We start from the raw sequence: 18,386 nt of genomic DNA, 5'->3' as shown, positions 1-18,386 counted from the left end.
GGTACGCCAACATGGCCGAGCTGACAGTGGGTTTGGCGCAGTACTTTGCGTTCTACAACGCCGAGCGTCCGCATCAGGCGCTGGGCTATGAGACGCCGGACCATGTCTACATTGCTGGTGTTGGGGGAGGCGCGCTGATCGTCGACAAGTTTAGCAACGCGGACCAGGCGCCGGAGAAAAACGGCGAAACGGGGCAGCGCCGGACAGCTGCGAAAGTGGAAATGGACACAGCTTAAACTAGCCGGCTCAGTGTCTTGACTGATGGGTCCACTTTATATAGCGGGTGCATGGTAATCGCGTGTTACCGCGTTTGCTGCCGGGTTCGCCGCCTGCGTGCTTGTCGCAGTCGGCGGGCCAAAATTGACCGGACAACAAATCATGAAGGGACCCTGCAGCACCCAAAGCAGAGCTGCGACGTACAGGAGCAGGCAGACCCCAACTCCGCGGGCGAGAAATGTCATCAGGAGTTTTTTATCAAGCAACTGTCTCTCCCAAAGCTATCGTCCGGTCATCGCTGCGTGGAGTTTGAGTCTTGGCTGAAGCAGCTGCACCGGCCGCCATTTCATCCAAAGAGGCCTCGACGACAGCCAATTCTGTTCGGCGCACGTCGATCTTCCATCGCAGGCGCTCGACGCATCGGTTCAGGCTTTCGCTATCATCTGCGTCCAACGCTTTGCAAAGTCGCGCCAGTTCGTCGAGCCCAATTCCGGACTCGAAGGCCGCACGTAGAAACCGCAGCCTTCCAAGCGTTTTGCCATCGAAAATGTTGTAGCCACCTTCGGTTCGCCGGATCGGCCGCAAGAGGCCGCGGATCATATAGTCGCGCGCGACATGCACGCTGACGCCGGCATCTTCAGCCAGCTTCGATATCGAGTACGCATTCATGCTGTTCTTTGCTTGCTGTGTTCTAGCAGGGTATGCGCAATCTCATGTCCGAGACCGAATGCACTAGCCGGCACAGCACGAAAGTTGTGTCACATCTTTCGAGAACGTCTGTGCAACCAGTTTGAGACCCTCAACCATGGTGAGGTAGGGGAAAAGCTGGTTTGCAAGATCCTGGACGGTCATGCGGGCCCGGATAGCAATCGCGGCAGTCTGGATGATCTCGCCTGCTTCCGGCGTTACTGCTTGCACCCCGAGAATGCGTCCGGACCCAGCCTCAGCGACAAGTTTGATAAAGCCGCGGGTATCGAAGTTTGCGAGTGCGCGCGGCACATTGTCGAGCGTGAGGGTACGACTTTCGGTTTGCAGACCGATGCGCTGGGCATCCGCTTCACTGTAGCCAACCGTGGCAACTTGCGGATCGGTGAACACGACTGCCGGCATGGCGTCGAGATCGAGCATTGCGTCGCCGCCGGTCATGTTAATGCCGGCCCGGGTGCCAGCCGCGGCTGCAACGTAGACGTACTGAGGTTGGTCAGTGCAGTCGCCCGCTGCGTAAATGTTTGGAGCACTCGTGCGCATGCCCTTATCGATGAGGATGCGATGTTGCGAGTCAAACGTTACACCTGCTCGCTCGAGACCCAGGCTTGCGGTATTTGGCGTGCGACCGGTAGCCACGAGCAACTGATCCACATTTAACTCGCCCTGCGGGGTCGCCAAGGTGAACTGGCGGTCCGAATAGGTGACGGCACTTGCCTGCGTCTGCGTCAACACCGTAATGCCCTCTGCACGAAAGGCGGCGGTCACGGCCTCCCCAATGGCAGGGTCCTCATTCGCAAACAGGGTACGCCGCGCCAGGACCGTCACCTCGCTGCCCAACCGAGCAAACGCCTGTGCCAGTTCGAGTGCTACCACCGAGGCGCCAATTACGGCCAGCCGTTTTGGAATGGTTTCGCTTACCAAGGCTTCTGTGGACGTCCAATATGGCGTGTCTGCAAGACCGGGCAACGGCGGAATGGCAGCGCTTGCACCAGTGGCAATGAGACAGCGATCGAAGACCACTTCGCGAGTGCCACCTTCTGCCGCTTCCACGATAAGCGTTTGGCCATCTTTAAAGCGAGCGCTGCCTCGCACAAGATTGATCGACGGATTGCCTTCGAGGATACTTTCATATTTGGCATGACGCAGCTCGTCCACACGTGCCTGTTGTTGTGCCAGCAGGCGGTCACGCAGGACAACCGGGGGCGTTGCCGACAGTCCCGCGTCAAAAGGACTTTCACGGCGCAGGTGAGCGATATGCGCGGCCCGAATCATGATCTTAGAAGGAACGCAGCCAACATTGACGCAGGTGCCGCCGACGGTTCCCCGCTCGATCAGCGTGACGCGGGCACCGTTTTCAGCTGCCTTCAGCGCTGCTGCCACAGCGGCGCCGCCGGTACCGATAATCGCCACATGCAGCTGGCCTGCCGGCTTCTCCACGGCGCCCTCGCCGCTCAGCCACTGGGCAGCTCTGCCAAGAAGTCTCGGCCGTTCGGAACTGCGCTTTTTGCTGTCAACTTTGCCCGCAGGCGTAGCCCGATAACCAAGTGCCCCCACCGCCGTCACGAGTGTTGACACGTCAAGGTTATTGCCCGTGACCTGAGCCCTGTTCGCGGGGTAATCGACGGATGCTCCTGTCACGCCAGGAACTGCGAGCAGCGCGTCCTCAACGTGCTTTGTGCAACTTGGGCAGGTCATCCCTGCGACACTCAGACCGATTTCGTTTAACTCTTGCATCCTGCTCTCTCTTTAATCCGTTGTGCCCAAGCCGACCGGTACGACGCCTCGGCATCCGACTCAGTCGTTCACATCAGCGAACAGGCGCCGTGGGCCATTTACAGGCTGTGCACGCAATGACGGCCAGTAGAATCGCCGGAAAGGTATCTCTACCCTGGTTCTAGCGGCGCCGCCGTCTAGGCCGCCTTATTTCTTCAGTTCAGACGGATAGCCTACGTCGGTCGTCGCCTTGCTCAGTGCCTGAACGTTGGTCTTCGTATCGTCGAACGTCACAACGGCCAGCTTGGTTGCGTAATCGACCTCAGCCTTTTGAACACCGTCAACCCTGCTCAGTGCCTTCTTCACGGTGATCGGGCAAGTTGCGCAGTTCATGCCAGGAACAGTCAGCGTGACCGTCTGAGTGGCCGCCCAGGCAGGGGCAGCGAAGGAAGCGGCGATGGCAAGGGTGGCAAACAGTTTTTTCATGATTTTCCTTAATTAGTAAAACAAGGGCATTACGTATGGGAACGTCAGTGCAACGACAACAAGCGCAGCCACAATCCAAAAGATGACTTTGTAAGACGTCTTGGCTCGTGGGGCAGCGCATACATCTCCAGGGTTGCACGTCTGTGCAGTCCGGAAGATGGCGCGGTAAGCAAAAAGCATCGCTACTAGTGCCGCGCCAAGAAAGAAGGGCCGGTAAGGATCCAGGGCTGACAAATTACTCATCCAAGCGCCGCTGAAACCCAACATGACCAACACCAGTGGCCCTAAGCAGCAGCCAGAAGCAAGAATTGCAGCTAAACCACCAGCAACCAGCGCAGCGCGGCCTTTTTGCGGCTCAGACATAGATACTCCTCTGCAGATCTATCAAAACATCATCGTAAGTCCGGAGTTGAGTACGGAGTCAAGCATCTTTTGAAGAAGCTCTGCTTTAGCCACCGTCAGATTGAGGTGTACCCTAATTAGGCGTCAGGAAAGCTCGTCAAAGTGCGTCAGGATAGGGTCGCGGAAGCGATTTATTGACACCTGACTGGAAGGCTCATAGATTTCAGCCTGACATTGACAACAGGGAGGTTCCTTGAAAGGCCAACGAATCGGTTACGTCAGGGTCAGCAGTTTCGACCAGAACCCGGACCGGCAGCTCGAGCACGTACAGGTGGATAGGGTATTCACCGATAAGGCATCGGGCAAAGACACGCAACGGCCGCAGCTGGAAGCGCTGCTGGGCTTCGTGCGCGAGGGCGACACCGTGGTCGTGCACAGCATGGACCGTTTGGCTCGCAACCTGGATGACCTACGACGCCTTGTGCAGAGCCTGACCAGACGCGGCGTGCGGATCGAGTTCGCCAAGGAGTGTTTGGCCTTTACCGGCGAGGACTCGCCAATGGCGAACCTGATGCTGTCGGTGATGGGTGCCTTTGCCGAGTTCGAGCGCACCCTGATCCGTGAACGGCAGCGCGAGGGGATCGCGCTGGCCAAGCAACGCGGGGCCTACCGCGGCCGCAAAAAAGCGCTCGCGCCCGAGCGCGTGACCGAGCTACGTGCTCGGGTCGCCGCCGGCGAGCCGAAAGCAGGTGTGGCTCGCGACCTCGGCATCAGCCGAGAAACGCTTTACCAATACCTGAAGACGGGCGCCGGTTGAACATTCATGCCTCATGAGCGGATGGCCCCGAGCCCGGATTTTCCGCTCCACCATGTGCTTCCCTTTCATCAAATTCCGAGGAAATCGAACGAATGCCACGCCGCTCACTGCTCTCCGATACTGAACGCGATAGCCTGTTGGCCCTGCCGGAGAGTCAGGACGAACTGATACAGCATTACAGCTTCACCGAAGCCGACATGTCCCTGATCCGGCAGCGCCGGGGTGACGCGAACCGACTCGGGTTTGCTGTCCAGCTGAGCTTGTTGCGCTACCCTGGCTACGCGCTGGGCAGCGACACCAAGCTGCCCGAGCCGGTGCTTAATTGGATTGCTAAACAGGTGCGTAGTAACGCGGCGGCTTGGCCGGGATACGGCGAGCGGGAGAAGACACGAAACGAGCACTTACATGAACTGCGTGCCTACTTGGGGCTGTCCATGTTCAGACTGTCTGACTTCCGGAAGCTGCTGCACAGCCTGACGGATCTCGCCATGCAGACCGACAAGGCAATGATCCTTGCCGCGCACGCTCTCGAAACGCTGCGGCAACAACGCATCATCCTGCCAGCGCTGGGCGTCATCGAACGGGCCTGCGCCGAGGCCTTGACGAGGGCCAACCGGCGCATCTATCGGGCGTTGATCACGCCGTTGGAGCGTCATCACAAGCGCGCTCTGGACAACTTGCTCAACGTGGCACCCAGCATGAGCATCACCTGGCTCGTCTGGTTGCGGCAGTCACCGCTCAAGCCCAATTCCCGCTACATGCGCGAACACATCGATCGGCTCAGGGTGTTCCAGTCGCTGGCCCTGCCCGATGGACTAGGGCGCCAGATCCACCAGAACCGGCTATTGAAGATAGCGCGCGAGGGGGCGCAGATGACGCCGCGCGACCTTGCAAAGTTCGAGGACGAGCGGCGCTACGCCACTCTGGCCGCGGTGGTTATCGAGGGCATGGCCACCGTGACGGACGAGTTGGTCGACCTGCACGACCGGATCATGATCAAGCTGTTCAGCGCTGCGAAGAACAAGCATCAGCAGGACTTCCAAAAGCAGGGCAAGGCGATCAACGACAAGGTGCGGCTGTACTCGAAAGTGGGCCGCGCTCTGGTGGAGGCCAAGGAGTCAGGCGGCGATCCGTACGCAGCCATCGAGGCGATCCTTCCCTGGTCGGACTTCGCCCATAGCGTCACCGAGGCTGGTCAGTTGGCGCAACCGGAATCGTTCGATCACCTGTCCCTGGTCGGCGAGCAGTACAGCACGCTGCGGCGCTACACGCCAGAGTTCCTCGACGTGCTCAAGCTGAAGGCAGCGCCGGCCGCGCAAGCGGTTCTCGATGCGGTCGAAGTGCTGCGCAAAATGAATGCGACTGGTGCGCGCAAGGTGCCCGACGGCGCGCCGACCTCCTTCATTAAGACCCGATGGAAGTCGCTGGTTTTCACAGACGAGGGATACGATCGCCGCTTCTATGAAATCTGTGCGTTGTCCGAGTTGAAAAATGCGCTACGGTCCGGGGACATCTGGGTACAGGGCTCGCGCCAGTTCCGTGACTTCGAAGAATACCTACTGCCAGCGGAGAAATTCGGCGCCATGAAGGCAGTGCGCCAGTTGCCGATCGCGGTCAACCAGGACTGTGACCAATACCTGCATGACCGCTTGCTTCTGCTCGAACAGCAGCTGGCAACCGTCAACCGCTGGCGTTAACCAACGAGCTGCCCGACGCAATCATCACCGACACGGGGCTGCGGATCAGCCCGCAGGACGCCGCGGTGCCGGACGAGGCGCAGGCGCTGATTAACCAAACCAGCGGGCTGCTTCCCCGCATTAAGATCACCGAGCTGCTGATGGACGTGGACGACTGGACCGGGTTCACTCGGCATTTCGTCCACCTCAAAAGCGGCGAGCAGGCCAAGGACCGCACGCTGCTGTTGTCGGCGATTCTTGCCGACGCGATCAACCTCGGCCTGACCAAGATGGCGGAGTCGAGCCCCGGCGCGACTTACGCGAAACTGTCCTGGCTGCAGGCCTGGCATATTCGCGACGAGACCTATTCGGCCGGCCTGGCCGAACTGGTCAACGCCCAGTTCAAGCACGCCTTCGCTGCGCACTGGGGCGACGGCACAACGTCGTCGTCGGACGGCCAGCGCTTCCGAGCCGGCGGCCGGGCCGAGAGCACGGGCCACATCAACCCGAAATACGGCGCCGAACCGGGCAAGCTTTTCTACACCCATATCTCGGACCAATACGCACCTTTCAGCACCAAGGTGGTCAACGTCGGCGTGCGCGACTCGACCTACGTGCTGGATGGCTTGCTGTACCACGAATCGGATCTGCGTATCGAGGAGCACTACACCGACACTGCCGGCTTCACTGACCACGTTTTCGCGCTAATGCACCTGCTGGGTTTCCGCTTCGCGCCGCGCATCCGCGATCTGGGAGACACCAAGCTGTACGTGCCTGGCAAGGTGACGGATCACCCGGCATTGCGGTCAATGATCGGCGGAAGCCTGAACATCAAACACCTGCGCGCGCACTGGAACGACGTGCTTCGCCTGGCCGCCTCGATCAAGCACGGCACCGTCACAGCGTCGCTCATGCTGCGCAAGTTAGGCAGCTACCCGCGCCAGAACGGCCTGGCGATCGCGCTGCGCGAGCTGGGCCGCATCGAGCGTTCGCTGTTCATTCTGGACTGGCTGCAAAACGTCGAATTGCGCCGGCGCGTGCACGCCGGGTTAAACAAGGGGGAAGCGCGTAACGCGCTGGCCAGGGCCGTTTTCATCCACCGGCTGGGTGAGATCCGGGACCGGACGTTCGAACAGCAGCGGTACCGTGCCAGCGGCCTGAACCTAGTGACAGGCGCCATCGTGCTGTGGAATACGGTCTACCTAGAGCGGGCGACACAAGCGCTGCGCGAGTCGGGCAAGATGACCGACGACGGCATGCTGCAATTCCTCTCGCCGTTGGGCTGGGAGCACATCAACTTAACCGGGGATTACGTCTGGCGGCAGAACATGAGAGTCGACGAAGGAAAATATCGGCCGCTGCGGGACCTCAAGGACCGGGCATAGAGCTTAGCGCCCGATTTTTTCCGTTTTCCCTGTTTGCCCCAAGATCGGCTCATCCGAGGTTCGGACAGTTCGTCACGCAGGGTTCTCTCATCGATATACGGCGCATGATAAGTGATAATATACCCCCCCTAGGTATATTTCGAGGAGTCAGCGTGCACACAGCACGAGAGAAAGCCAAGCTATTGGCGCGGGTGCGCAGAATACGGGGCCAGGTGGAAGCCATCGAGCGCGCTCTTGAAGGAGACGCGGGGTGCGCCGACGTCCTACAGCTCGTTGCTGCCGCGCGCGGGGCTACGAATGGATTGATGGCCGAACTCATCGAGGACCATATCCGCGAGCATGTCGTCGGCCCGGAGCGCAGCAAGGTTGAACAGGAGGCGGCGGTCGATGAATTGATCGACGTTGTCCGCGCCTATCTGAAGTAAGGACTGTATGGCAGTCGAATCGCCCTGCATTGAACTCTGCCGCTTCGACGGTAAGACCGGCTTTTGTCTGGGGTGCCTGCGCACGCTACCAGAAGTCCGGGAATGGAAGAAGATGACCGACCACAGGCGGCATCAAGTCATCAACGAGCGACCTCGCCGCGAGAAGAAACTGGGTCTGCAAGCACGGACCAATCAAGGAAAGTAATGAACGATATTCAGCACGATGCGCGCCTTTCGGCATACCGGCATGATCATGTTTTCGACGAGGGCAAACCTGCCGCCGAGCGCGGTACGCGCATCGTCATGTGGATCACCGCAGCCATGATGGTGGTCGAGATCACCGCGGGCTGGTGGTTCAACTCGATGGCACTGCTGGCCGACGGCTGGCACATGAGCTCACACGCCCTCGCGATCGGCTTAAGTGCCTTCGCATACGCCGCTGCCCGCAAGTACGCCCGCGACCCGCGGTTCGCGTTCGGCACGTGGAAGATCGAGATCCTGGCGGGCTACACCAGTGCAATCTCCCTGCTGGGGATTGCCGCCTTGATGGCAGTCGGCTCGGTCGAACGCCTATTCTCACCCCAGCCGATCCACTACCGGGATGCGATCATCATTGCCGTGATCGGACTGGTCGTGAACGTCGTCTGTGCGCTGATCCTCGGGCATGCGCATGATCACGGCCATGGACACGGCCATGGGCATGCGCACGACCACGGGCATGGACACCATCATCACGGCGACGGTGGTCATCATCACGACCTGAATCTCAAGGCTGCCTACCTGCACGTCATTGCGGATGCGGCGACGTCGGTGCTGGCGATTGCGGCACTTGTCGGGGGATGGCTGTATGGCTGGGCCTGGCTCGACCCGGTGATGGGTATTGTCGGCGCGGTGCTGGTCGCAGCCTGGGCTAAAAATCTGATCGCAGATACCGGGAAGGTGCTCCTCGATCGCGAGATGGATGCCCCGGTGGTCGAGGAAATCCGGGAAGTGGTCGAAGCCGGCGACAACGGGGCCAAGCTGGTGGATCTCCACGTCTGGCGCGTTGGCCAGCATGCCTATTCATGCGCGCTGAGCGTCGCTACCAGCAACAGGGAGCTGACCGCCACGCAATTGCGGGACCAGCTCGCTATCCACGAGGAGATCGTCCATTCGACCATCGAAGTCCATTACCTGCCCTGATGACCCCGCGGGGCTTGCGGAGGCGCTGGTATGCCGTCATTTGCTTTACGCTGCCAGCTTTCCTCCGTACTTCAGGTCCGGCGCCGGGATGGCTTGCCCGTGCGGCTCTTCTTCCCGCGCTGCTGCTTACGGCGCTGGTGTGCGCTGATCGCCATGAAGACTGCGGCTGCTACTGCCATCAGGAGGCCGCCAATGACCACAACATCGTACACGTGGTCGGTGATTACGAATTTCATGTGAAGTACACTATTACCCGGAATGATCAATAAACTCGCTGCTACTACTGTGGTAACTGCCCACATCACAGCACTGTGCTGAATACGATACCAGCCCGGGTGCGCGGCGGCAGTCCGCCCGATAGCCGCCGCAGAGTGTTCAGGTTTGCGCGCCTCTCAATCGCAGCGCATTGGCGATGACGGAAACCGAGCTCAAGCTCATCGCCAGGGCCGCAATCATCGGCGACAGCAACTGCCCCGTGAACGGGTACAGTGCGCCGGCCGCCAGCGGGATGCCCATCGCATTGTAGATGAAGGCAAACCCGAGGTTCTGCCGCATGTTGCGCACGGTCTGAAGCGAAAGCAGCCGTGACCTGGCGATCGCCCGCAGATCGCCTTTGATCAGGGTAACGTGCGCCGAGTTGATCGCCACGTCGGTCCCGGTCCCCATGGCGACGCCGACATCGGCCTTCGCCAGCGCCGGCGCATCGTTGATCCCATCTCCGGCCATGGCCACGACACAGCCTTCTTTCTGCAGCCGCTCGACCAGTGCAAGCTTGTCCTGTGGCTTGACCTCGCCGTGCACGTCCTCGATCCCGAGGCGCGCTGCCACCGCTTTGGCAGTCGTGACACCGTCGCCCGTTGCCATGACCACCCTGAGGCCGGCGTCGCGCAGCGCCGCAAGCGCCTCAGGTGTGGTTTCCTTCACAGGGTCTGAGACTGCGACAAGTCCCATCAGGCGTCCTTCCCGCGCCAGGTACATCACGCTCGCGCCCATCTGGCGTAGTTCCTCCGCAGTGTGCTGCATCGGCGTCCAGTCAATCCCCTCGCCCTCCATCAGCGCCGTATTCCCAAGGGCGACCCGTTGGCCTTGCACGGTACCGCGTACGCCGATCCCGCTCGAGGATTCGAAAGTCTCCGGCTTGTCGAGCTTGAGTTCGCGCTTCCTGGCCTCGGCCACAATGGCGTGCGCAAGCGGATGCTCGCTGCCCTGGTCCAGGCTTGCGGCGACACGAAGCACCTCCTCGTCCTTGAACCCGGCCGCGGCGGCGACCCGGTCGAATGCTGGCTTCCCTTCCGTGAGAGTGCCGGTCTTGTCGACGATAAGGGTGTCGACCTTTCTCATGGCCTCGATCGCCGCGGCGTCGCGGAACAGTACGCCCTGGGTCGCGGCGCGGCCAGTCGCCGCCATGATCGACATCGGCGTGGCCAGGCCCAGCGCACACGGACAGGCAATGATCAGGACCGCCACCGCGTTGACGAAGCCATATACCCAGCCCGATTCCGGCCCAAAGAGCCCCCAGCCGAGGAGCGTAGCCAACGCAACTAAGACCACCACCGAAACAAAGTAGCCGGCCACCACGTCGGCCAGCCGCTGCATCGGTGCGCGGGAGCGCTGGGCGCTCGCGACCATCTGCACGATCTGCGACAGCATCGTCTGCGAGCCCACGCGCTCGGATTTCATGATGAGACTGCCGCTGGTATTGATCGTTGCGCCAATGAGCTTGTCGCCGGGACGCTTCGTCACGGGCAGCGGCTCGCCAGTGAGCATGCTTTCGTCGATCGCGCTTTCGCCTTCGATGACGGTGCCGTCGACCGGGACTTTTTCGCCCGGCCGCACGCGCAGCTGGTCGCCGACGTGCACGTGCGAAAGCTCCACGTCTTCCTCGCTACCGTCGGGTCGGATGCGGCGCGCGGTCTTGGGCGCCAGGCCGAGCAAGGACTTGATCGCAGCCGACGTTTGCGAGCGTGCACGCAGTTCCAGGATTTGCCCCAGCAGCGTCAGCGAGATGATCACCACCGCGGCTTCATAGTAGACACCGATGCGCCCGTGCATCTCGAACGTTGCAGGGAACAGGCCAGGCGCGACAGTGGCAACCACGCTGTACCCGTAGGCTGCGGCCACGCCAATACTGATCAGGGTCCACATATTTGGACTGCGGTTGCGGATCGACTGCGCGCCGCGCACGAAGAATGGCCAGCCTGCCCACAAGACAACCGGCGTGCTGAGCGCCAATTCGATCCAGCTTTGATAGGCCAGCCCGCCGCTGAATATTCGGTGACCCACCATCGCCAGGACGGTGACAATCACGGTAAGTGGCAGGGTCCACCAGAACCTGCGGCGGAAGTCGGTCAGCTCTGGATTCTCATCCTTTTCCAGCGTAGGCATCATCGGTTCGAGCGACATTCCGCATATTGGGCAGGTGCCTGGACCGGGCTGCTGGATCTCCGGGTGCATCGGGCAGGTGTAGATCGTGCCGGCCGGTGCAGCTGGCGGCGCACTCTCCGCCTCTTTTCCCAAATAGGCAGATGGCGTGGCCCGGAATTTGTCCATGCACTTGACGCTGCAGAAATGGTAGAGACTTCCTTCGTGCTCGATCCTTCGGTCAGGCTTGTCCGATACCTTCATGCCGCAGACCGGATCCGTAAACGGCTTGTCGTCCGCGGCAGCCACCTCGCCAGGCCCGGATGCCGCCGCGGCTCCGGCGTTGCCTGTCGCGTGATGAGGTGCGGAGTGATCGTGATGGCAGTGCCTGTTTCCATGCTCGTGACCTGAATGCTCGTGTGCGTCGTGCTTCATGGTGGCTCCCTTGAGAAATGCGTGTTCTTCTGTTCGACCCTCGCCGCAACCGGCGGCGAGCGCGAGGCTAGGTAGCTTCCTTCGCGTGGTTCAGTGAATACCTGGGAATCTCGACCACGAGGTCGGCGCCGGCAACGACCGCCTGGCACGAAAGCCGCGACTGCTGTTCGAGGCCCCACGCACGGTCGAGCATGTCCTCTTCGGACTCGCTCGGTGGGCGCAGGGACTGTCCGCCCTCGCGCACGATGACGTGGCAAGTCGTGCAAGCCCCGACTTTACCACAGGCGTGCTCGATGTCGACATGGTTGTCCAGCAGGGCGTCGCAGATGCTCGTACCAGGGGCAACGTTCAGCTCTACGCCATTGGGCGCATAGTCAGGATGAGGCCGGACGAGGATCTTAGGCATCATCCCGCTCCATGTTGCGCGTGCTGGCCTGACGGTAGCGGCAAAACAGGCAGGGCCGATTCGAACGGGCCGTGGCTGCTACCCCACGAACTTCAGGGGGCTGTGCGGAGACCGCATTGTTCGAATAGTTTGGCGTGAGCGGCCGGTGCTCTGCAGGACTGGGCGTCGCGCTGATTGGGTGGTACATGATGGACCTCGCGAATACTGAGTGAGCCCACTGTAAACCTTACAACAATGGAAAGGTCAAGCGTATTCCGCTTTGTCGTGGTACTCAGGCGCAAGCGTCACTATTGAATTAGCGATGCCTTCTGAGTCAGTAGCCTTGCGGGAGGATCACGGCAACGAGATCAGCATTGAATGCGAGGTTCGCCGGACCTGGTCGGTAGTCGGCTGCAACGCCAGGATCTCCGCCGACTTCGCTACTCGCTCTGCCCGAGTCATGCGAACAGTCAAGCCGGCGCCGGCTTGGCCCGGCGCCCAACCGCCTGGCGCCGAGGACACCTCTGGCCATTCCCACAGGGCTTACCAGGCCGCCGCCGATTCGACTCGACCTGGTCCTGGATCTACCGCTCCGAATGAGAACACTACATCAAGCCGGTGACGGTAGCCTGCCGCCCAAGGGCGAACCGTGCCCACGCGTGCAAAGAACTGCGTCTTCAGCCATTGGCGCACGCGCACGGTATTTGCCTCAAACGGCAGGTAGAAACAATATGCGCCTACCACCAGCAACAAGTACATGGCGGCGTAGACGAAATAATGAGAAAAGATGTGGGGCGAGAGCTGGCCGATTCCGTATAGCGAAGAGGTGAACGACATCATCACGACGATCATCGGCACATGGAGCACGTAAAGGGTAAATGAGAAGTTCGCGAAAAACCGTCCGATGCGGTCCAGCGGGTCAAGCAGTCGGTTGGGCGGGCGTTTGAATTGCATACTGGACAGAAACAATACGAAAACCAGACTGAACAGAAGATACTGGAGATAGCTCTCCGGCGTAATGTCGCTTCTCCCCTTCATCCGAATGTAGACCGCGCTGCCGATCAGCACAAGCAGCAGCCCCCAGCGTAACCCCTTCCCTGCTTCAAACTTTACCCGCGAGAACGCTGCCCCAAGAAGCCATATCGAAAAATAGAGCACGATGGCGCTATTCAACATCTGGACGATGGCGACGATGGCCAGCACTGCCGCAATACGTGCCGTGGTCGTCCTGCCGCGGAACACCAACACCAGCAACGGGAACAGCACGTAGTACCAGGTCTCGTTCGCCAGGCTCCACAAGGGAAAGTTGCCGCCGAACTCAGGAACGAAAATCGTCTGCAAGCCGATCATGTTGCCGATGAAGGCACTAACCGAGTAGGGCTCGCTTGCCGCAAACGACATGCGGGTCGAATCGAGCACCCCGAGTGCAGCACCTGCAAGCAGCACGACAACGAAGGTCGGCACGAGTACAACCCATAGCCTCGACACGCGGTCGATCGCGTAATGTCGAAACGCGCGGTCCGAATCGAGCTTGTTGAGGAAACTGCCTCCGACGAGCCAGCCGCTGAGAACGAAGAAAACGATCACCGCGAGGTAGGCGAAGCCCGTGTTGAACGCCAGTCCCTGGAACAGCAAAGGTGGGCTCTCCACGGTACCGAATCCGGGATAGACCTGGGCGCGCAGGTGTGCCGCAGCCACCTGCAGCGCGGCCAGCCCTCTCAGCAGCGAGATCAACATGGAGTGCCAACAGTCTTCCTGCAGATTCGTTTTCTCAAGAATGGTGATTTTGGGCATGACGTGGTCTTACCGGAGATGGGCCTGGAATCACTATATAAGCCAACTGCTGTTGGCATTCTGACCAGTCCCAAGGCCGGGTGCATCGCGTCAGTGACCCCGTCCAAATGTGCTCGAGAATTGCGTGCCAGCCATTTCGAGCACTACCACCTTTCAACCACTTCCCAACATCACGAAGCTTCTGCAGCCCCCGTACTTGCTAACCCTCCCCGTCCTTCCGTTTGTGGCCGGCCGCCGGGACGAACCCGCAGTCCGCATATTTCTTGCACAGCATCTCCCTCATATCGTTGATGCCGTTTTTCTGAACGATCACGATGTTCTCGCAGTAACGGCGCAAGCTATCATGCTGGATGTCGCTCCTGACCGTACAGTGAAGACTTGGCGCGAGTGCGCTCAGGTGATGGTTGCTGAACGAACGCAGAAAGACCTGGTTGAACTGGGTGCCGGCCTGGGCAGCATCCAGCATCGCAATCATGCGGCGACCGTCGGCTGAAAGCTGCGGTTGATGCTGGATACCGTACCATTCCCTGAGCATGCGCTGGGCTCGAGCAATTTCTTCTCTCTGCTCGCGGTTTCCCATGCGCGCCATCGACCTGATCTCGTCGTCGCTAGCCTTGGCCGGCGTCGCGCCAAACCCCGGCGTTGGCGATGTCCCTTCCTGAGGATTGACGATCTGGGGATCGCGCATCGGGTCTGTTCCAGCCGCGAGCTCAGTCATGCGCAGCGCCGAGTAATGGTGGTCGATGATGAAAACGAGGTAGTTCTTCTCGAACTGCGCGGTGTTCCCTCTGCCCGGCCCATCCGCATGGGCCATGCCAACGGCAGCGGCTAGTATCCCAAGGCCCAGCAATGCCTTTCCGGCGAGCTTGCGTGATTGATCCCATGCCTGAAAGCGGCCCAACTTCGTGTCCAACGCGTCCATGTCATCCCTCCACGAGCAAGTTTAGGTGGTCAATGGATGGGAACTACCAAGCCGGCACGCCGATGCGTTCCGTCGCATGCTGTCGAGCCCCCACGGGGCCGCTTTCGCTTCACTGATGGCCGAAACATGGGCGGCAAGCGGCTAATGAGCTCAGACGCGCGCAGGCGAGTCGAGTTCCATAGGAAGCAAATGGGGGCTGCGTATGCGATGGTGCTTTTACCCGGCGGCGAGGGAGGGCACGCGTGCAGTCATCGCAGGACGGGAAGCAGCTTGAAACGGCGGGAACTTGCACAGCACCGTCATCTCCACTGGCACAGGAGGAATTCGGTGCAACGTGCCAAGGCTATCAGCATCGGCCTTTGGCGCGCTGCACTCGCTATTTAGCTTATATTCCGTCCGTGCTTATTTTCCGGACCGGTCATGCTTGGCCATCCAATCGTCGAGTTTCTTGATTTCCTTCGTCTGGTCCGCGATTATTTTCTTTGCCATTTTCTGCATCTCCGGATCCTTGCCGTTCTTGAGCTGGGCGCGCGCCATGTCGAGGCCAGCCTGGTGGTGCGAGCGCATCATCATCGCGAAGTCATGGTCATGGTCGCCAGTCATTTTCATGCTCGACATCTTCTGGTGCATTGCTTCCATGCTCTGCATCATTTCGTGGCCGCTCCCTGCATGCTGCTGGCTGCCGGCTGCAGGAGCAGAGCCATGCTGAGCGTGCCCGGCCTGGGCAAACGCGCTTCCGGCCATACCCAGGACCAGCGCAACGGCACCTACTGCAGATAGAACTCGAGACTGAACGGTTTTCATGGCCGCCTCCGTTTGATGTGTTGGTTCGTGCAGCGCCCTTCGCCGCACGTGCTCGTGCCATGATCGGACAGACGCATGCAAGCGCGCTGTGCGGTACCACACCTAGGAGCCCCACGCCGCCCCGCATTCTCCCAGCCGAAATTTTTCCTGTTGTCCGTCGCGCCCCCCTTGACCTTCCCACGATGGCAAGCTTTAGACTAGTCGCATGTAAATTTAGAGTTTGGAGCGGAGCATGAGCTTGACCAGCACGACGAGTGCACGCGGCACGACGACGATCAGCCTGCCCATCGAGGGAATGACCTGCGCAAGTTGCGTGGGACGGGTGGAGGCGGCCCTGGCCAAGGTGCCGGGTGTCGAACGTGTTTCCGTCAACCTTGCCACTGAACGGGCGGAAGTCCGACCGGCCGGTAGCGTCGACCGGATGGCACTGGTCAAGGCCGTCGAGAAGGTCGGCTACGACGTCCCCGCCAGCACGGTAGAACTGGCGGTGGAGGGGATGACCTGCGCTTCCTGCGTCGGCCGCGTCGAGCGCGCACTGGCTGCAGTGCCGGGCGTCGCACAGGCAACGGTGAACCTGGCTACGGAGCGCGCCACGGTCCGCGGCGTCGCCAGCGTCGAAAGCCTGGTGGCGGCGATCGACAAGGCCGGTTACGCATCGCGGCCGGTCGATGCCGCCGCGCGCGCCGACGATGAAGCCGCGGAAAAGAAAGACGCGGAGCAGGCGGCCCTGAAGCGCGACCTGATCCTGGCCGGCGTCCTCGCCCTGCCCGTCTTTGCCGCCGAGATGGGTTCGCACCTGATTCCGGGTGTTCACGAGTGGATCATGACTACGATCGGCATGCAGGCGAGCTGGTACCTGCAGTTCGTGCTGACCGCGCTGGTGCTGGCCGTTCCGGGCCGGCGTTTCTACCATAAGGGCCTGCCCGCCCTGCTACGCCTGGCGCCGGACATGAATTCGCTCGTCGCAGTCGGTACGGCAGCCGCATTCGGCTACTCCGTCGTCGCGACCTTCGCGCCAGGAATGCTACCCGACGGCACGGTCAACGTGTACTACGAAGCGGCGGCGGTCATCGTGGCACTGATCCTGCTGGGCCGCTATCTGGAGGCCCGCGCCAAGGGACGCACCTCGGAAGCCATCACCCGCCTGGTCGGCTTGCAGGCCAGGGACGCGCACGTGGTGCGCGATGGCCGTGTCGTGGATATTCCGGTGGCCGAGGTCGCACTCGGCGAACTGGTCGAGGTCCGTCCCGGCGAGCGGGTGCCGGTCGACGGCGAGGTGACCGAAGGCCGCAGCTACGTCGACGAGTCGATGATCACCGGCGAACCGGTTCCTGTCGAGAAGATCGCCGGCAGCAGCGTCGTGGGCGGCACAGTCAACCAGCAAGGCAGCCTGAGGATGCGCGCCACCGCCGTCGGCGCACAGACCATGCTGGCCCAGATCATCCGCCTGGTCGAGCAGGCCCAGGGCTCCAAGCTGCCGATCCAGGCCGTGGTCGACAAGGTCACCCTGTGGTTCGTCCCGACCGTCATGCTCGGCGCCGCGCTCACCTTCGCGGTCTGGTTCGCGTTCGGGCCTTCGCCGGCGCTGAGTTTCGCGATCGTCAACGCCGTGGCCGTACTGATCATCGCCTGCCCTTGCGCGATGGGCCTGGCCACCCCGACCTCGATCATGGTCGGTACCGGACGCGGGGCGGAGATGGGCGTCCTGTTCCGTAAGGGCGAGGCGCTCCAGCTGCTCAAGGATGCACGGGTCGTGGCGCTCGACAAGACCGGCACCCTGACTGAAGGGCGCCCTGCCCTGACCGATCTCGAAGTCGCACCTGGATTCGACCGCGCCGAGGTATTGGCGATGGTTGCCGCAGTAGAGTCCCGCTCGGAGCACCCGATCGCCCGCGCCATCGTCGAGTCGGCGGCTGCGGAAGGGATTGCACTGCCCGCGCTGGCCGATTTCGACTCCGTAACCGGGATGGGCGTGCGCGCGACGGTAGATGGGATCGAAGTTCAGGTCGGCGCCGACCGCTACATGCGCTCGCTGGACATGGACGTCGGCGTCTTCGCCGATCCCGCCGAGCGTTTGGCCATCGAAGGAAAGTCGCCGCTGTATGCGGCCATCGGCGGGCGCCTTGCCGCCATCATCGCAGTAGCAGATCCGATCAAGGCTGGGACGCCGGCCGCCATCGCGGCCCTGCACGGGCTGGGCCTGAAAGTGGCGATGATCACCGGCGACAACCGGCGCACGGCGGAGGCGATTGCCCGACGCCTTGGCATCGACGATGTCGTGGCCGAGGTGCTCCCGGCGGGAAAAGTGGAAGCGGTGCGGCGCCTGAAAGCCGCCCACGGCCGGGTCGCCTTCGTCGGAGACGGCATCAACGACGCGCCGGCATTGGCGGAAGCGGACGTCGGACTGGCGATCGGCACCGGCACCGATGTTGCTGTCGAATCGGCCGACGTCGTGCTGATGTCGGGAAGCCTGCAGGGCGTCCCGAACGCCATCGCCCTGTCGAAGGCCACCATCGGGAACATTCGCCAGAACCTGTTTTGGGCCTTCGCGTACAACACGGCCCTGATTCCCGTAGCTGCGGGGGCGCTGTATCCCGCTTTCGGCCTGTTGTTGTCCCCGGTCTTTGCGGCCGGCGCCATGGCCCTGTCCAGCGTCTTCGTGCTGGGCAATGCTTTGCGTTTGCGCCAGTTCAGGGCACCGATGATGGCGTCCGGCGGCACCGCTGGATAAGAAA

The 18,386-nt window shown here is 61.3% G+C and carries 16 protein-coding genes and 1 pseudogene; 7 read left to right on the top strand and 10 right to left on the bottom strand.

Features of this window, described 5'->3' with window-relative positions:
* Positions 1-236: integrase core domain-containing protein (locus YWC_RS33895; RefSeq protein ID WP_027867394.1), on the top strand; the 236-nt coding region annotated here is incomplete at its 5' end.
* Between the two features lie 238 nt (positions 237-474).
* On the opposite strand, the gene merD is transcribed toward YWC_RS33895, so the two are convergent.
* The 4 genes from merD to merT all read right to left on the bottom strand — a co-directional run bounded on the left by merD (position 475) and on the right by merT (position 3,486).
* On the bottom strand, positions 475-885 hold the full coding sequence (gene merD / locus YWC_RS30380) for a mercuric resistance transcriptional repressor MerD (RefSeq protein ID WP_051306660.1): 411 nt from the start codon (positions 883-885) through the stop codon (positions 475-477).
* Positions 886-948: 63 nt separating this feature from the next.
* Positions 949-2,658 (bottom strand): mercury(II) reductase, encoded by a 1,710-nt coding sequence (merA, locus tag YWC_RS0122360; protein ID WP_027867393.1) that lies wholly within the window; start codon positions 2,656-2,658, stop codon positions 949-951.
* Between the two features lie 186 nt (positions 2,659-2,844).
* Positions 2,845-3,123 (bottom strand): mercury resistance system periplasmic binding protein MerP, encoded by a 279-nt coding sequence (merP, locus tag YWC_RS0122355; protein ID WP_027867392.1) that lies wholly within the window; start codon positions 3,121-3,123, stop codon positions 2,845-2,847.
* Positions 3,124-3,135: 12 nt separating this feature from the next.
* A complete protein-coding gene (gene merT / locus YWC_RS32275) occupies positions 3,136-3,486 on the bottom strand; it encodes a mercuric ion transporter MerT (RefSeq protein WP_084416529.1) in 351 nt (116 codons plus the stop codon).
* Positions 3,487-3,718: 232 nt separating this feature from the next.
* On the opposite strand from merT, the gene YWC_RS0122350 reads away from it, so the two are divergent.
* From YWC_RS0122350 to dmeF, 5 genes and pseudogenes are all read left to right on the top strand, one after another.
* Positions 3,719-4,282, top strand: coding sequence for a recombinase family protein (locus YWC_RS0122350; protein WP_027867391.1), 564 nt, complete (start codon positions 3,719-3,721; stop codon positions 4,280-4,282).
* 92 nt (positions 4,283-4,374) lie between these two features.
* A pseudogene (locus YWC_RS30375) lies at positions 4,375-7,343 on the top strand (Tn3 family transposase).
* Positions 7,344-7,495: 152 nt separating this feature from the next.
* Complete coding sequence (locus YWC_RS0122340; RefSeq protein WP_027867390.1) at positions 7,496-7,768, top strand: metal/formaldehyde-sensitive transcriptional repressor; 273 nt, start codon at positions 7,496-7,498, stop codon at positions 7,766-7,768.
* 7 nt (positions 7,769-7,775) lie between these two features.
* Entirely contained in the window at positions 7,776-7,973 is a 198-nt protein-coding gene (locus YWC_RS32270; RefSeq protein WP_084416528.1) for a DUF1289 domain-containing protein, read from the top strand.
* Positions 7,973-8,950: a CDF family Co(II)/Ni(II) efflux transporter DmeF gene (gene dmeF / locus YWC_RS0122335; RefSeq protein WP_027867389.1), complete on the top strand. Its 978-nt coding sequence runs from the start codon at positions 7,973-7,975 to the stop codon at positions 8,948-8,950. The genes YWC_RS32270 and dmeF overlap by 1 nt, the downstream gene beginning before the upstream one ends.
* A gap of 71 nt (positions 8,951-9,021) precedes the next feature.
* Here dmeF and YWC_RS33025 read toward each other — a convergent pair whose 3' ends face one another.
* From YWC_RS33025 to YWC_RS31765, 6 genes are all read right to left on the bottom strand, one after another.
* Positions 9,022-9,186, bottom strand: coding sequence for a hypothetical protein (locus tag YWC_RS33025; RefSeq protein ID WP_156923842.1), 165 nt, complete (start codon positions 9,184-9,186; stop codon positions 9,022-9,024).
* A gap of 139 nt (positions 9,187-9,325) precedes the next feature.
* Complete coding sequence (locus YWC_RS0122325) at positions 9,326-11,746, bottom strand: heavy metal translocating P-type ATPase (protein WP_027867388.1); 2,421 nt, start codon at positions 11,744-11,746, stop codon at positions 9,326-9,328.
* A 67-nt stretch (positions 11,747-11,813) separates the two neighbouring features.
* Positions 11,814-12,152: an ISC system 2Fe-2S type ferredoxin gene (gene fdx, locus YWC_RS0122320; RefSeq protein WP_027867387.1), complete on the bottom strand. Its 339-nt coding sequence runs from the start codon at positions 12,150-12,152 to the stop codon at positions 11,814-11,816.
* A 522-nt stretch (positions 12,153-12,674) separates the two neighbouring features.
* Entirely contained in the window at positions 12,675-13,925 is a 1,251-nt protein-coding gene (locus YWC_RS31770; RefSeq protein ID WP_051306658.1) for an acyltransferase family protein, read from the bottom strand.
* Between the two features lie 199 nt (positions 13,926-14,124).
* Positions 14,125-14,847 (bottom strand): DUF305 domain-containing protein, encoded by a 723-nt coding sequence (locus YWC_RS30365; RefSeq protein WP_051306657.1) that lies wholly within the window; start codon positions 14,845-14,847, stop codon positions 14,125-14,127.
* Positions 14,848-15,249: 402 nt separating this feature from the next.
* Positions 15,250-15,651, bottom strand: a complete 402-nt coding sequence (locus YWC_RS31765; protein WP_027867386.1) for a DUF305 domain-containing protein — start codon at positions 15,649-15,651, stop codon at positions 15,250-15,252.
* Positions 15,652-15,883: 232 nt separating this feature from the next.
* Between YWC_RS31765 and YWC_RS0122300 the strand changes: the two genes are divergently transcribed.
* Positions 15,884-18,382 carry a heavy metal translocating P-type ATPase gene (locus tag YWC_RS0122300; protein WP_027867385.1) on the top strand — a complete coding sequence of 833 codons (2,499 nt, stop codon included), beginning with the start codon at positions 15,884-15,886 and terminating at the stop codon, positions 18,380-18,382.
* The last annotated feature ends 4 nt before the right edge of the window (positions 18,383-18,386 follow it).

This window comes from Massilia alkalitolerans DSM 17462 (assembly GCF_000427785.1).
Classification (GTDB): Bacteria; Pseudomonadota; Gammaproteobacteria; order Burkholderiales; family Burkholderiaceae_D; genus Telluria; species Telluria alkalitolerans.
The sequence above is the reverse complement of the archived record's forward strand: the minus strand, read 5'-3'. Positions and strand labels throughout refer to the sequence as shown.